Source organism: Mangrovimonas spongiae (assembly GCF_003944795.1).
Lineage (GTDB): Bacteria > Bacteroidota > Bacteroidia > Flavobacteriales > Flavobacteriaceae > Mangrovimonas > Mangrovimonas spongiae.
The window spans coordinates 679,413-695,597 of the sequence record NZ_RWBG01000001.1 but is presented as its reverse complement, the minus strand read 5'-3'; the positions used below and the strand labels follow the sequence as shown (position 1 = coordinate 695,597).

Sequence of the window (16,185 nt, the reverse complement as noted above, 5' to 3'; positions counted from 1 at the left end):
AAACAATTATTGTCTTGAGTAAAGAAAAGCTTCAACTATACGTTGAAGCTTTTTGTTTCTTATTAATATAAATTATCGGCTAAATGTTTTAATGTTTTTGCGGCGGTTTCTGGGGTTATATCACGTTGTGCCATGCCAAACATTTCGTAACCTACCATAAACTTCTTTACAGTAGCACTACGTAATAAGGGCGGATAAAAACTCATATGCCAATGCCAATGGTCGTTATCTTCGCCATTTGTTGGTGCTTGATGAATTCCACTAGAATAAGGAAAAGATGTGTTAAATAACTTATCGTAAGTTTTAGTTAACACTGAAATAGCTTCGGCAAACAAAATAGTTTCTTCCCGTGGTAATTTGGTTATGTCTTCTTGTGGTTGTTTAGGAACAATCATCACTTCATAAGGCCATACAGCCCAAAAAGGCACTAAAACCACAAACGCTCTATTTTCAAAAACAAGACGTTCTTTAAGTTTTAATTCTTGCTTTAAATAATCTTGAAGCAAGGTTTTTTGATGCGTTTTAAAATATGCTTTTTGCTGATTATCTTTTTTTACAACTTCATTAGGCAAAGTTGATTGACTCCAAATTTGACCATGTGGATGCGGATTACTACATCCCATAACAGCACCTTTATTTTCAAAAATTTGCACATAATTTATATTAGGCTGCTTTCCTAACGTTACATATTCGTTTTGCCAAGTGTGAATTACTTTTTGAATATCTTTCACGTTCATATCGGCCAAAGATTTGGAATGGTCAGGACTAAAACAAATCACTTTACAAATACCTTGTTCGGCTTCCGCTTTAATTAAACCATCGTTAACTGTAAACTGCTTAGAATCTTTTTGAAGTGCTGAAAAATCGTTTACAAAAACATAAACATCATTATAATCTGGATTTGTTTCTCCATTGGCACGCTTATTTCCTGCACATAAATAACAAGTTGGGTCATGAGACGGTCGTTGTTCTTTACTAGGTTCTTCCTCCTGCCCTTGCCAAGGTCTTTTAGCACGATGCGGCGAGACTAACACCCATTCACCTGTTAATGGGTTGTAACGTTTATGTGAGTATTCTTGGATATTTTCCATAACTAATTTTTAATTTATACGGTGCGTTCCTTGCGATAATTCAACAAAATAAATAGAACAATCTTTATTAAACTGTGTTTTATATGTTTTAGAAATAAGGGTTGAAAATGTATTTACAGCTGCTTTTTTGATAATATTTATGGTACAACCTCCAAAACCACCACCCATCATTCTTGCACCAATAACGTTTGGATTTTCTTTTGCTTGTTCAACTAAAAAATCCAATTCCTTACAACTTATTTTAAATTGGTGTTGCGCCCCATAATGTGCTTTAAACAACAAATCGCCAAAGCCTTTAATATCTCCTTTTTTCAAGAACCCTCCAGCATCAAGAACACGTTTATTTTCTTGAATAACATATAATGCTTTTTGATATTCGCTTTCTGAGAGTTGATTTTTAATAGTCGCTAAAGTTGCTTCTGTAGCGTCTCTTAAAAAATCAACATTTAATAAGGAAGCTACTTTCTCGCAAACGGCTCTTCTATCATTATACTCGGCATCTACCAAATTATGACTTACGTTTGTGTTTATTAACATCACTTGATAATCATTAAACTCCAAAGGATAAGTTTTAGCTTGTAATGTTCTACAGTCTAGCAATAAAGCGCGATCCTTTTCACCAAACATACTAGCATATTGATCCATAATACCACAACGAACACCAACATAATTGTGTTCGGCTTTTTGGGAAATGTCTATCATTTCTTCTTTAGTTAATCCCAGTTGAAACAATTCATTCAAACCAAAAACAATACTGTTTTCTAAGGCTGCAGAAGATGACAATCCAGCACCTTTAGGAATATCACCTCCAAACACAACATTAAAAGGCTTAATATTAATCTCACGCTTTTGCAATTCTCCTACCACACCAATAATATAATTACGCCATTGACCATTTGGAATGGGCTTTATGTCATTTAATGCAAACTCATAGGTTTCTTCCAAATCGCTAGCAACAATTTTACAAGTTGAATTATTGCTTTTACCAATAGCCGTAACAATACCTTTATTTATAGCTGCGGGAAACACAAATCCTTCATTATAATCGGTATGTTCTCCTATTAAATTAATGCGTCCAGGAGAATGTATAATCAATGGATTTTCACCAAAATTCTCCTGAAATTGTTTTGTTATATAAGCTGTTAATTCTGTATTCATTTGCCTTCTAATTCAACGGTCCATTGTAATTTATAAACGTCGTCTGGTTGCAGTATTTGAAGTCCTTCTTGTGTATTAAAGCAATTAGCTGGTGCTGTTTGTGGCTCTATGGCCATAGATTGTCGGTCTTCTGGCGTATACAGCTGCAAATAATTATTTTTGGACGAACTGCTTATTTTAATTTGATAATCTGGTGTTTTAAGCTGAATTTCATTTGAAGACAATTTAAAACAGTCATCAAATGCTTGATTGTTTATTGTCTCAAAGTCATTCCAATTGATTGCCGTTTTCCCATTAGGAATCATTCTATCATCAACTAAAAATTTTTCAGTACTTTTTATTGCCAACTCACTATTCTCTAAATTTGACGTTTCAAAATACGGATGCCAACCTAAAGCAAATGGAAACGCCTTACTATCGGTGTTTACCACTACAACTTCTATATGAAATACCGACATTGTCAATGTATATGTAACCGAAATATCAAACGTGAAAGGAAAGCCTTTTTCTAGTGTTTGTTGCGAATAGGTTAAGGCAATTTCATTTTCAGTTTGCCTTTCAATCGTGAAATTTTTATTAAACACCAACCCATGAATGGCATTATGCGAATCGATATCGGGTGACCCTTTTTCCAATTGATACAACTCATCATTAAACTTATATTCTCCATTCTTAATACGGTTTGGAAAAGGAAACAAAATCGATGAAGCAAAGGGCTTTTTATTATGTTTTGAAATAATAGTTTCCCCTTGTAAAACAAGATTTTTTAAGGCAGCACCAAAAGATAGATCTACTTCGGCATAAGTATTAGCTTCTTGGTTTTTTAAAACTATCGTTTTTATATGTTCGGTGTTATCTATCATTATAATGAGTTCCTAATAATTAATGTGTTGGGGTTTTCTACATTTAGTTTTTCATTATTGGCAAGCATTTGTGCCAATCGTTTTCCCATAGTTTTAAAATCGGTTGAAATAGTCGTAATCCCATTTTCTACAACTTCCTTTAAAAGCGTGTCGTTATACGATATAATACCTACATCTTCACCAACCTTGTAGTTTTGTTCTTTGATTTTTTTAATTAAAAAAATTAAATCACGATCGTCTAAAACCACATAAACTTCACCTTTTTTTATGTCTCTATACTTTAACGAGTCTATAATATCACAAGGAAAATCTACCGATTTCTCAAATTTCTGGAAACCGCTTATCACCCCTTTTGGCTGTTTTATGTCTGAAAACAACAAGGTTATTTTCTCATATTTTTCAATGAGATGAAAAGCATCCTTAAGATTACTAAAAATTGTTTCTTCAAAATTTTGATGAACAGATGGAAAATGTGCTAACTCTTTTGATGTTTGATCAAGAAGATACACCTTATCCTCTGGTAATTTATCCAAGACTAAATGAGTATCTGGTAAGTTTGCAGGCATTACAACATAATAATTATAATTGCCTATGCTATCGTAAATATGTTTTTGAAATACATTAAAACTAAAGTGGTGAAAGAAAATATCGACTTGAATGTCGTCATCCAATTCTTGTAAAAAAGCATAATACAACTCCTCTTTAAAAGCATTTAATTCATCAAACAACAAAAAAATCTTTTGTTTAACACCTATATCTTCACTTTTTACATAATAGCCTTTTCCAGAAATCGACTCGACAATACCACGCATCTTTAACTCGTTAAAAGCCATTAAAACGGTGTCTCGAGACAAATCAAATTTATTCCGAATACTATTTATAGATGGTAATTTATCGCCTTTTTTAAGTAATCCGCTAGACAGTCCATCTTCTATCGAAGATACTATCTGCTTGTATTTTGGCACACCCAATTTTTCTGAAACCGAAATAATACTCATAATACAAAGATATAAAAACTGGTAGGTACTAGTAGGGTTTTTGAAGAAAAAATTTTAAATTCGCATAATACACAACTGTTTTTACACAATTTAATGATTTAAAGGATTAATTATTATGAAATCTCTCAGCAACATCCACATAATTGCCTTGTTTATATTGTCTTTTATTGCGTGTTCTTCGGATAGCAATAATTCAAATAACACTAGCTCAACAGACGATGATCCAAACCCACCTATCGAAACGTCATTCTATTACGGTGCCGATTTATCCTATGTTAATGAAATGGAAGATTGCGGTGCCACTTATAAAGATGCTAATGGTAATACCAAAGACCCCTATACCATTTTTCAAGAAGCAGGAACAAACTTGGTACGTGTTCGCCTTTGGCATAACCCAACTTGGACCAATTACTCAAACCTTGAAGATGTAAAAACAACCATTCAACGCGCCAAAGCGAAAGGAATGGACGTATTGTTGGATTTTCATTATTCCGATACTTGGGCAGATCCTAGTAAACAAGAAATTCCAGCAGCTTGGTTAAGCGAAATTGATAATACAGAAGCTTTAGGGGAGCTACTTTACGACTATACCTACAATACACTAGAAGAATTATCAGACAACAATTTATTACCCGAAATTGTACAAGTTGGGAACGAAATTAACGGAATGATTTTACAACAAGGTGAACTGGTTTGGCCTATAGATTGGCAACGAAACGCACACTTAATCAATAAAGGTATTGAAGCTGTTAGAAATATTTCAACCGAAAAAAATAAAGATATCCAAGTCATGCTGCACATCGCCCAACCCGAAAATGGGTTATGGTGGTTTGAGCAAGCTACGGATAATGGTATAACCGATTATGATTGGATTGGACTTTCGTATTATCCTATTTGGAGCGACTATAACCTTAACAATGTTGGTACAGCATTTAGCACTCTAATAAACACTTACAACAAACGTTTAATGATTGTTGAAACAGCCTACCCATTTACTATGACAGATAATGACAGCGCAGGCAACATTTTAAGTAACGATGCCTTGGTATCTGGTTATTCTGCTACACAACAAGGGCAATTAGGCTATTTAAACCAACTGCAATCTATAGTTGAAAATGCTGGTGGCGAAGGCATTGTGTATTGGGAACCTGCCTGGGTATCTACCAGCTGTTCCACACAATGGGGACAAGGCTCGCATTGGGACAACGCCACACTTTTCGACCATAATAATCAAGCCACTTTAGGAATGCAATTTTACAACGGTTCACAAGACAATTAATAATGATATACAGAAGCCTTCTTTTCATAGTACTATTTATATTTTTTGGATGTTCTAAAACAGATAGCAACACGACTACTCGAGCAATCATCACCCTAAAAGAGGGATGGAAATTCCAAAAAGGAAGTCACCCAAACGCTATTTCAATTGGCTATGATGACACCAATTGGGAATCTGTAACTGTACCACACGATTGGGCAATTTATGGTCCTTTTGACAAAGAAATAGACAAACAAGACGTAGCGATTGTTCAAAACGGAGAAACTGTAGCTACTGAAAAAACAGGGCGAACAGGTGCTTTACCTTACATAGGTGAAGCTTGGTACCGAAACACATTTGATATTCCTAATTACAATGAAAATAAAAAAGTCTTAATTCTTTTTGAAGGCGCCATGAGCGAACCTGAAGTCTTCATCAATGGAAAAAAAATAGGTGAATGGAAATATGGCTATGCTTATTTCTATTTTGATATTTCTAAACATATAAAAGCAACAAACAATACCCTAGCTGTAAAGCTAAATAACAATGGTTTATCTTCAAGGTGGTATCCTGGTGCTGGGTTATACAGAAATGTGCGCGTGATTGTAAAAAACCAAGAAAACATTAATCAATGGGGAACTTTTATTACAACACCCAATATCACTGATAAAATTGCTCAAGTAAATGTAAAAACCAATGTTACGGGAGATAACCTAAAGTTAATCACCACTATTTTTGATGCCAATGGAAAAAAAGTTAATTCCAACGAAACCTCAACGCGTTTTGGCAATCAGTTTGAACAAAATATTGCTGTCAACAATCCTGTTTTATGGGACACTGAAAACCCATATCAATATACCGCTGTTTCAAAATTATACGCTGGTAATATCCTAAAAGACGAAGTCACCACAAAATTTGGAATTCGTGATATTAAATATGACAGAGAGTCTGGATTCAACTTGAATGGTATTCCAACTAAATTTAAAGGTGTTTGCCTACATCACGATTTAGGCCCTTTAGGAACAGCCGTTAATAAATCAGCTTTAAGGCGTCAATTAAAAATATTAAAAGATATGGGGGTCAATGCCATACGCAGTTCCCACAATATGCCTTCGTTTGAACAACTGGAACTATGTGACGAAATGGGCTTTTTATTTTTGGCCGAAAGCTTTGACGAATGGAAAAAAACAAAAGTAAAAAATGGTTACAATCTTTATTTTGACGACTATGCCGAAAAAGATGTTGTGAATTTGGTAAGAGCTACAAGAAACCACCCATCCATTATAATGTGGAGTTCTGGCAACGAAGTTCCAGACCAATGGGGAAGCGAAGGTGTAAAACGCGCCAAATGGTTACAAGATATTTTTCATCGTGAAGACCCAACACGCCCAGTTACCGTAGGTATGGATCAAGTAAAGGCCGTTATGGAATCTGGTTTTGGCGCCATTATGGATATTCCCGGTTTAAATTATCGCGTTCATTTATACGAAGACGCTTACAAGCGTTTCCCGCAAGGATTTATTTTAGGCTCCGAGACAGCTTCAACCGTAAGTTCACGTGGCGTTTATCATTTCCCAGTTGAAAAAGGGAGTATGGTGCAGCACGACGATTATCAATCGTCATCTTACGATTTGGAATATTGCAGCTGGTCAAATCTTCCAGAAGACGATTTTATCTTACAAGATAACAAACCTTGGGTTTTAGGCGAATTTGTTTGGACAGGTTTTGATTATTTGGGCGAACCAACACCATACGACGAAGTTTGGCCTTCACGAAGTTCCTATTTTGGCATTAACGATTTAGCTGGGTTACCAAAAGACCGTTATTATTTATACAGAAGCCGATGGAACACCAAAGACAAAACCCTTCATATATTACCACACTGGAATTGGGAAGGTCGCGAAGGAAAAACCACACCTGTTTTTGTATACACAAACTACAATAGCGCCGAATTGTTCTTAAACGGAAAAAGTTTGGGCGTTCAAACCAAAAATAATAGTTCACCGCAACACCGTTATCGTTTAATGTGGATGGACGTTACATACGAACCTGGAACCTTAAAAGTTATCGCTTTTGATGATCAAGGTAATCCAGCAGCGGAAAAAGAAATAAAAACCTCTGGAAAACCACATCAATTGGTTTTGGAGCCTGACACCTCAACCATAAAAGCCAATGGCGAAGATATTGCCTTTGTAACGGTTTCGGTAGTCGACAAAAATGGTATTCCGTGTCCTACAGCTACTAATCAACTAAAATTTAAAGTTGACGGCAAAGGTGTTTATCGTGCTGCCTGTAATGGTGACGCCACATCACTAGAGATGTTTCATTTACCAACTATGAAATTATTTAGTGGAAAACTTGTTGTTTTAGTACAATCTACAAAAGAAACTGGTAATATTTCACTTATGGTATCAGGAGATGGCTTGCAGCCTGCAAAAGTTGAATTAAAATCAGTACAATAAGTTATATTATAAAACATCAACATGTAACGTTTTAAGGACTTTTTCGTCTAAAGAGGCATATCAGCATTTTTTTAATTAATTTTGCATTATGTCTTTAAACACAGATTTTGAATCGCCTTTATTTTTAAAAATTGGTTTTGGTAAACTCCTGGACCAATACGAGCGCCTTGCATCAAGCGAAAATACCTTGAGTTCGCAACGCGCAAAGGCTGTATTGAAAATTGCTGAAAAGAACCCTAAACTTAGAGAAGGATTTACAGACACCAAATTAATAAAAACGTTTTCTGAAGATATTAATGAAATCCTTCAGGATTCGTTTAGCGACCTGTTAACTCAAAATGAAATTAAAACCGCAGGACTACCATTTTGCGATGTTTTATTTAGGTCTTCGCAACGCTTTAAAGATATTATAAAAGATGCTGGAGATAACTTTACGCCTACCATTACCAACATGCCAAATGAAGAGTTTTATATTGTTGGATGCGCGGCGATTTTAAAATATCATTACCATTTCGACCTTAATTTTAAAAGACCTTTCTATTACAAAATCCCAGACAAAAATGGCGTAATTAGGTATTATAAAATAACTTATAACGCCGACTTTACAGAGATCATAAAAACAGACAAAGCCCCTGATTTATCTGAAGACGACATTAGCTTACTGCTTGATAATTTTGACAATATAGACCTTTGGAAAGAAAAGTTCCCTCCGCATAGCTATATTATGAAGGGATTTGTCATATCAAACATGTTTGATATGACAGACGACCAATCTATTTCAAACATTAAATCTAGCCTTATCAAAATTGAAAACCCAAAAGACGCGAGTTTTATTTCAGATTTTGAAGACGTTTTCAGGGCATTTTATAAAATTAAAGACATTAATGTAGGCTTCTCCTTATACGATGAAAAAGAAGATTCTTTTGAAAGGTTTTTTGGTGAAGATATTCACAGTTATATTATTAACGACTTTGAAAAAGAGCATTGTCTCGATGCACTATGTAATAATAGCTATGAAAAATTACTAAAAGACAGAAAGCTTTTTGCTATCTCTGATGTTGATTTACAATATCACCGATCTAGAGGTAAAATTTCCTACATTAAAGCCTTACACGAACAAGGTATTAAAAGTGCTATTTTTGCACCAATTGCTAATGAAAATGGCCTCATGGGGATTTTAGAGTTAGTCTCATATACCCCAAGAGCTCTTAACAGTATAAACGCCAATAAACTTAATGAAGTTATGCCTTATATTGTTGCCGCCGTTGAACGCTCAAAAAATGCTCACGAACATTTGGTTGATGCTGTTATACAACAAGAATGCACCTCTATTCACCCCAGTGTACATTGGCGTTTTAGAAAAGCTGCCATAGATTTTATAAATAATAATATTTATCAAAATAAAAATACCACGTTTGAAAAGATTGCCTTTAGAAATGTATATCCTTTATTTGGACAGATCGATATTAAAGGATCTTCTAACGCCAGAAATCAAGCCACACAACAAGATTTAAAAAAGCAATTAAAAGAAACGGTTTCGCTACTTAAAAAAGCTTACAAGTTTAACAGTATGCCTGTTTACGAGCAGGTATTATTTCAAACTGAAGAATATCTTGAACTTTTAAACAACAACTTTAAAGTTGACAGCGAGCATCAAATTGGTCAGTTTTTAAAACATGATGTTTATCCGTTATTAGGTTTACTTCTTGAAAATGATACTTCTTTATCTAATGCTATTTATAATTACAAATCAAAAATAGATACAGATTTAAAGGTATTTTATCACCATAGAAAACAGTTTGATGATACCGTTAAAGTTATTAACCGCTCCATGTCAAGGCTTCTAGACAAACGCCAAAAAGATGCCCAACAAATGTACCCACATTTCTTTGAGCGCTTTAAAACCGATGGTGTAGAGCACAACATGTATATTGGTGAATCTATAACAAGAGAAGATAGTTTTAGCGATATTTATCTTTATAATTTGCGTTTGTGGCAAATGCAGGTTATGTGCGAAATGGAAAACGAATTTTACAACAAAAAAGAAGATTTCTTGGTACCACTAAATGTAGCTTCTTTAATTTTAGTTTTTAATCAACCAATGTCTATTAGGTTTAGAATGGACGAAAAGAAATTTGATGTTGATGGTACGTATAATGCCAGATACGAAGTGGTAAAAAAGCGTGTTGACAAAGCTTTTGTAAAAAACACCAATCAACGTATTACCGAGCCCGGAAAACTTTCTATTGTTTACTCTCAAAAAGAAGATGAAGAAGAATATTTACGCTATGTAAAGTTTCTTCAGCATAAAAACATGTTAGATAAAAACGTTCAAATAGTAGAACTAGAAGATCTACAAGGTGTTACAGGACTTAAAGCTATAAAAGTTGGTATATTGTATAAAAACACCTTAAAAAACACTTCAAAAAACGGCTCTAAAGCATATTATAATTACGATGATTTAATGCAGGTTATAAAAGCTTAATGACCACCTTGCATGATATTAAACGAAATTCCAAAAGCTAATATAGATACAACAATTCCTACCATAAAAATAGAATAGGTTATTCTAAGTATTCTATATTTTCTATCTAAAACTTTTCCTAAAAAATATAAATCCTTAGTTAAGGAACTGTACACATAATCTTTATCTTGCAGTAATTCGTTAACCGCCCATTCAAACTCTTCAAGTTTCATTTTATGAAAATTTCCAAAAAACGTGAGGTTAACATTTTTGTTTTCCACATCTTCTTTAGTAAACTCACCTCTAGTAATATTAGGTCGTGTAGCGATTATAGATAACACAATAGAAATTAAACTAAATAACACAAAAATAACTGTTGGCCAAATTAAATATGCATTAGATGGATTATCTAATTTTGACAGTAAGTTTGAAATAATAAGTGATATAATTATAGCATTTACTGATAGTAAAATATTGGCTTTTGTATCAGCAATATCGCTTAATTTAATATGGTTTCTAAGTGCTACTCTATAAAAGGTTTGCACACCTCGCTCCGGGCTTTCTTTTTTATACTTAGCTCGTAATTTTTCTTTAGCAACACGCTCGGCTTTCTTTTTCTTTTTCTTAATTAAATCGGTTAAATTTTTCTCCTTTTGTGGCTGCCAATTTTTAATTGCATATTCAGTAAAAAATTTATGCTTTTCAGCCAACATTTTAATATTCTCCTCCAACCATTCATCATGTGTATAATAAACCACGTCTTGAATTTCAAACTCTTTTCTTAACAACTCACTTGTTTCTTCAAAGTATTTTTTGCCAAAATGCGAGGTATCAGCATCACACAAAATTTGCTCTAATAACGTTGTTGGAGCTTCGTCAAGACAAGTTGCCAAAATACAACGCGTAACACCACTTACAATCTCAGAAGACACCTTCTTGTCTTCTAAAAAACGTTTGGCAACCTTGGCCGATTCTTTTTCATGCTGTTTTGTAGAAGTAGCATACCCCACATCATGAAAAATGGCCGCTAACCTAATAATTAGCTTTTCATCGTCGCTCAACCCTACGGCTTCTATTATTTCGTTAACACTTTTTAAAACGCGTTCGGTATGCGTATAATTATGGTATAAAAATGTGCTAGAAAGTTTAGTTTTAAAAAGGTTAAACACAAAATCGAGTGATTGTTGCTCTAATGTAGTCATGATTGTAGTTTGATTTTATGATGACAAATGATTTCTGAAAAGTTTTGTCTATTTTTAAGTTGAAAACTTTCAAATTACAGTAAAAGTAATTTTTTTTGAAAGAAAAACATAAACCCAACGACAACATCCTTACTTTTAGCTTTTGTTTTTTTTAATATGACGCATTTAAAACTTAGTAGATTTCTCTCTCTATTTCTTATAGCTTTTCTAGCTATTAGCTGCGCGACATTTAAAACGCAATACAAGAATATTGACGATAATTATACCCTACCTAATAAACCTGTTTCCCATACGTTTTATCTTATTGGTGATGCAGGAAACTCCCCAATAGGAACTTCAACAAAAGCTCTTCAGCATTTTAAACAAACTATAGAAACTGCTGATAAAAATAGTACGGCTTTATTTTTAGGTGATAACATTTACCCTAAAGGTATGCCAAAAAAGGGCAAAAAAGGAAGGGATTTTGCCGAACACCAATTGTATGTTCAAACACAAGCTACAAAAGACTTTAAAGGAAGAGCCATTTTTATTCCAGGAAATCACGATTGGTACAACGGTTTAAATGGTCTTGAACGTCAAGAAGACTATATTGACGATGCTTTAGGGAAAAATTCCTTTTTACCAGAACACGGTTGCCCATTAGAGCGCGAAACTATTTCTGATGATATAGAGCTTATTATTGTCGATTCTGAGTGGTATTTAACCAATTGGAACAACCACCCAACCATGAATGACAAGTGCGACATAAAAACCCGAGAAGTTTTTTGGGATGAGTTTGAAAGCGATGTAAAAAAATCACGGGGTAAAACTACTATTATTGCTTTGCATCATCCTTTATTTTCATTTGGTCCGCACAATGGCAAGTATTCGTTTCAAGAGCATTTAAAACCTCTCCCTGTTTTAGGCACTCTAAAAAATCTGCTTAGAAAAACAACTGGAGTTGTTCCTGCCGATATTCAGTTTAAACGCTACAACGAGTTTAGAAAACGCATGATTAGAATTGCTCAAGAAAACGATCGTGTTATTTTTGTATCTGGACATGAGCATAGCTTGCAATATATTGTTCAAGATAATTTACCTCAAATAATTAGTGGCTCTGGATCTAAATCCACAGCAACCAAGTTAGAAGCTGGCGCACAATTTACCTCAAGCAATAACGGTTTTGCTAAATTATTAATTTATGAAGACGGTTCTTCAACTGTTGAATATGTCGATTCTAACACAAAAGAAACACTTTTTAACACTGAAATTTACACCTCAAAAACTCACCCAAAAACAACTTTTAAACAACACCACAACCCTACTGTAACTGCCTCCGTTTACACACCAGAAGAAACAAAAAAATCTGGATTTTATAAGTTTTTATGGGGTAATCGCTATCGCAACGCTTACAGCAAACCCATTTTAGCAAAAACGGTTATGTTAGATACGTTAATGGGCGGTTTAACCCCAATACGAAAAGGTGGCGGAACACAATCAAACTCCTTACGCCTAGCTGATTCTACAGGAAAGGAATTTGTGATGCGTGGGTTGCGTAAAAACGCCCAAAACTTTATTCAATCGGTGGCTTTTAAAGATCAATATGTAGAAGGTCAATTTAGCAACACCTATACCGAAGGTTTGGTTTTTGATGTCTTTACAGGGTCGCATCCTTATGCACCATTTATAATTGATAACCTTTCAACTCCAATTAATGTATTACATACTAATCCTAAGCTTTACTACGTCCCTAAACAAGAGACGTTTTTAGAATATATTGACACATTTGGCGATGAGCTATACATGATTGAAGAACACGCTGGAGACGACCACGGGTACCTTAAAAGCTTTGCGTATTCAGACGAGCTTATTGGAACTGATGATATGTTTCTAGAAATACGCTCTGATGAAGATGTTATTATTGACGAGGCCGCATTTATTCGCGCCAGATTGTTTGATATGCTAATTGGCGATTGGGACAGACACGCCGATCAATGGCGTTGGGCTACAACCAAAGTAGATAAAAAAACTGTTTATCAACCCGTTCCTAGAGATCGCGATCAAGCGTTTTCTAAAATTGGCGACGGGTTTTTGTTCTCCATAGGACGTATTCTTATACCACTGGCTAGAAAATTTCAAACCTACGATGCCCAATTAAAAAACATAAAATGGTTCAACTTAACACCATATAAATTGGATGTCGTACTCACATCGCAATCTGATGGCTCCATTTGGGAAGAACAAGCTAAATACATTCAAACACATTTAACCAATCAAGTTATTGATGAAGCTTTTGAAAATTTCCCAGAAGAACTTCAAAATAATACAACCAACACGATTAAACAGCAACTTAAAGACAGACGCTCACACCTATTAAAAATGGCTAAAGATTATTATAACATAGTCTCTAAGACAGTTGTTGTTCAAGGTACCGATAAAGACGATTGGTTTGATATTGAACGTTTACCCAACGGAGAAACAAAAATTGTTGGCTACAGAATTAAAAAAGGCAAAAAAGCCGATGTATTTTTTAAACGTACTTTTTCTTTAACAGAAACCAAAGCTATTTGGCTCTATGCTTTAGATGATGATGATGTTTTACACGTTCACGGAAGTAGCAACAAGTATATTGCAATGTACCTTATTGGTGGTCAAAACAATGATGTCTACACTATAGAAAATGGTAAAAAAGTGTTTATATACGATTTTAAATCAAAACCCAACACCTTTAAAACCCAAAAAGGACATATTACATTAACAGACGACTACGATATAAACATTTACGACTATGAAAAACCTAGTTTTAATGCTTTCGCAGTGGCGCCAATTTTAGGCTATAATCCAGATGACGGCGTTAAACTAGGCTTATCCGGAACCTATACCGTTAATGGTTTTAAAAGAAACCCTTTTACTGAGCAACACAAACTATCTGGAGCATACTATTTTGCAACACAAGGTTTTGATTTTGAATACGATGGCGAATTTACTCAAGTTATTAATGATTTTAATTTAGGGCTTAATGCTAGATTAACAAGCCCTAACTACAGCATCAACTTTTTTGGGTTTGGCAATGAAACAACTAATCCTAATTATGACAACGATCATATATACGATTTAGATTACAACCGCGTTAAATTAAGCGGTTTTAAAATTGCCCCTAGCCTAATAAAACGTGGCGATTTAGGCAGTAAAACGTCCTTAAAACTGCTATACGAAACCATTGAAGTAGAACAAACACAAAACCGTTTTATAAACACCTACTATAATAACACACTTATTGAAAATAGAAACCACTACGCTGGTGTGGAACTTTCTTATACATTTAAAAACAAAGACTATAACGCGTTTCCTACCCTAGGCATGTCCTTTGGAATTACTTCTGGTTATAAAACCAATATCGATAATCATAAAGATTTTGGATATATTATTCCAGATATGAGTGTAGATTACAAACTTCTTTCTAGCGGAAAACTAGTATTGGCTTCAAAACTAAAAGGACATATTTCCTTAGGAAATGAATTTGAATTTTTCCAAGCCGCATCAATTGGTGCTAGTAATGGCTTACGAGGCTACAGAAACGAACGTTTTACTGGTAAAAATGCATTTTACCAGTTAACCGATGTACGTTACCTCTTTGGTAAAATGCGTACAGGTTTACTACCTATTAATGTGGCCCTTTATGGTGGTTTTGATTATGGTCGCGTTTGGCTAGAAAACGATTTTTCTAACACTTGGCACACCTCGTATGGCGGTGGTGTTATGATTATTGGCGCCGAAATGCTTACCGCAAATATTTCATTATTTAACAGCAATGAAAACCCTAGGTTTGCTTTTGGTTTAGGCGTATTATTTTAGTTGTATTTGATACATATTACCGCCTTCACTACCATTTCTCTCATCTGTAATAATTATGGTATCATTTTTAAAGCAAAGTCCTTCTTTTTGCGAATCGTGCTTAAATAGAATTTTTTCAATATCGCCTGTAAAAAAATTATCCTCTGAATAATGACTTAGTTTCCATAATTTATCATGATTAAGCAAAACAACAGTTTTTCCATCTTTAGAAATATCGGCAGAGGTTATTTTCGTTTTTTTTTCTTTTAATTTAAATTTTGTTACAAATTTTGCCTTCTGCTCTCCTATCTCATTTTTAACTTTAATCATGACTGCTGATTTCTTCTCTTTACTAAAAATGTAAAAATAGTTTTGGTATAGAAAAAAGGCTTCAAAATCTTCAGACTTCATTTTTTTAGGCAATTTAAACTCTACAACCTCAGCAGTCGTTTCAGTTTTACCTTCTGGATTAGTTACTTTATAAATTTGAAATTTTTTACGCTTTTTAGAATTGTTACCAAAATCACCAATATAAATATTCCCTAAATTATCTGAAGTCAGGTCTTCCCAGTCCTTGTTTTTACTATTTAAAATTCTTACTTCTGATATTAAATTTCCGGTTCCATCTAAACCATAAAGCACATTATCATTCCCCGAATCTTCTATCACCCAATAGAGATTTGATTGCGTTATGGTTTCAACCGCTGAGACTTCTTTTAAGTCGTTTTCTATATCGCCCATAAACTTAAGGTTTCCAAAATTACAGGACACTAAGGTTACTCCTAAAGCTAAAAATAACTTCTTAACAACTATCATTTACTATAAATTAGTTTAATGCAAAACTAAAAAAACCACCATTAAAAAATGGTGGTTACT

The 16,185-nt window shown here is 34.1% G+C and carries 10 protein-coding genes; 4 read left to right on the top strand and 6 right to left on the bottom strand.

What is annotated here, in order from left to right; genetic code table 11:
* Window positions 1-62: 62 nt before the first annotated feature.
* From EJA19_RS03200 to EJA19_RS03185, 4 genes are read right to left on the bottom strand one after another with little or no spacing between them, the layout of a single operon-like run.
* The gene (locus EJA19_RS03200) at window positions 63-1,091 is read right to left on the bottom strand and encodes a UDP-glucose--hexose-1-phosphate uridylyltransferase (protein WP_125466891.1); all 1,029 of its coding nucleotides are present in this window, start codon (window positions 1,089-1,091) and stop codon (window positions 63-65) included.
* 9 nt (window positions 1,092-1,100) lie between these two features.
* On the bottom strand, window positions 1,101-2,249 hold the full coding sequence (gene galK / locus EJA19_RS03195; RefSeq protein WP_125466890.1) for a galactokinase: 1,149 nt from the start codon (window positions 2,247-2,249) through the stop codon (window positions 1,101-1,103).
* Entirely contained in the window at window positions 2,246-3,112 is an 867-nt protein-coding gene (locus EJA19_RS03190; protein ID WP_125466889.1) for an aldose 1-epimerase, read from the bottom strand. Before EJA19_RS03190 ends, galK begins: the two co-directional genes overlap by 4 nt.
* Window positions 3,112-4,110 (bottom strand): GntR family transcriptional regulator, encoded by a 999-nt coding sequence (locus tag EJA19_RS03185; RefSeq protein ID WP_125466888.1) that lies wholly within the window; start codon window positions 4,108-4,110, stop codon window positions 3,112-3,114. Before EJA19_RS03185 ends, EJA19_RS03190 begins: the two co-directional genes overlap by 1 nt.
* Before the next feature lie 115 nt (window positions 4,111-4,225).
* Between EJA19_RS03185 and EJA19_RS03180 the strand changes: the two genes are divergently transcribed.
* The 3 genes from EJA19_RS03180 to EJA19_RS03170 all read left to right on the top strand — a co-directional run bounded on the left by EJA19_RS03180 (window position 4,226) and on the right by EJA19_RS03170 (window position 10,315).
* A complete protein-coding gene (locus EJA19_RS03180; protein ID WP_125466887.1) occupies window positions 4,226-5,389 on the top strand; it encodes a glycoside hydrolase family 53 protein in 1,164 nt (387 codons plus the stop codon).
* A gap of 2 nt (window positions 5,390-5,391) precedes the next feature.
* Window positions 5,392-7,830, top strand: coding sequence for a glycoside hydrolase family 2 TIM barrel-domain containing protein (locus EJA19_RS03175; RefSeq protein ID WP_125466886.1), 2,439 nt, complete (start codon window positions 5,392-5,394; stop codon window positions 7,828-7,830).
* Window positions 7,831-7,918: 88 nt separating this feature from the next.
* A complete protein-coding gene (locus EJA19_RS03170) occupies window positions 7,919-10,315 on the top strand; it encodes a GAF domain-containing protein (protein WP_125466885.1) in 2,397 nt (798 codons plus the stop codon).
* On the opposite strand, the gene EJA19_RS03165 is transcribed toward EJA19_RS03170, so the two are convergent.
* Window positions 10,312-11,496 carry a Pycsar system effector family protein gene (locus EJA19_RS03165; RefSeq protein WP_125466884.1) on the bottom strand — a complete coding sequence of 395 codons (1,185 nt, stop codon included), beginning with the start codon at window positions 11,494-11,496 and terminating at the stop codon, window positions 10,312-10,314. The two genes, EJA19_RS03170 and EJA19_RS03165, sit on opposite strands and share 4 nt — an antisense overlap.
* Before the next feature lie 156 nt (window positions 11,497-11,652).
* Between EJA19_RS03165 and EJA19_RS03160 the strand changes: the two genes are divergently transcribed.
* Window positions 11,653-15,330: a metallophosphoesterase gene (locus tag EJA19_RS03160; RefSeq protein WP_125466883.1), complete on the top strand. Its 3,678-nt coding sequence runs from the start codon at window positions 11,653-11,655 to the stop codon at window positions 15,328-15,330.
* Here the strand turns inward: EJA19_RS03160 and EJA19_RS03155 are convergent.
* A complete protein-coding gene (locus EJA19_RS03155) occupies window positions 15,322-16,125 on the bottom strand; it encodes a hypothetical protein (protein WP_125466882.1) in 804 nt (267 codons plus the stop codon). The genes EJA19_RS03160 and EJA19_RS03155 overlap by 9 nt on opposite strands.
* Window positions 16,126-16,185 lie beyond the last annotated feature (60 nt).

Coding starts and splice junctions, on each gene's coding strand:
- EJA19_RS03165 (WP_125466884.1), bottom strand. CDS start 11,496: ATGACTACATTAGAGCAACAATCACTCGATTTTGTGTTTAACCTTTTT.
- EJA19_RS03180 (WP_125466887.1), top strand. CDS start 4,226: ATGAAATCTCTCAGCAACATCCACATAATTGCCTTGTTTATATTGTCT.
- EJA19_RS03160 (WP_125466883.1), top strand. CDS start 11,653: ATGACGCATTTAAAACTTAGTAGATTTCTCTCTCTATTTCTTATAGCT.
- EJA19_RS03155 (WP_125466882.1), bottom strand. CDS start 16,125: ATGATAGTTGTTAAGAAGTTATTTTTAGCTTTAGGAGTAACCTTAGTG.
- galK (WP_125466890.1), bottom strand. CDS start 2,249: ATGAATACAGAATTAACAGCTTATATAACAAAACAATTTCAGGAGAAT.
- EJA19_RS03200 (WP_125466891.1), bottom strand. CDS start 1,091: ATGGAAAATATCCAAGAATACTCACATAAACGTTACAACCCATTAACA.
- EJA19_RS03175 (WP_125466886.1), top strand. CDS start 5,392: ATGATATACAGAAGCCTTCTTTTCATAGTACTATTTATATTTTTTGGA.
- EJA19_RS03170 (WP_125466885.1), top strand. CDS start 7,919: ATGTCTTTAAACACAGATTTTGAATCGCCTTTATTTTTAAAAATTGGT.
- EJA19_RS03190 (WP_125466889.1), bottom strand. CDS start 3,112: ATGATAGATAACACCGAACATATAAAAACGATAGTTTTAAAAAACCAA.
- EJA19_RS03185 (WP_125466888.1), bottom strand. CDS start 4,110: ATGAGTATTATTTCGGTTTCAGAAAAATTGGGTGTGCCAAAATACAAG.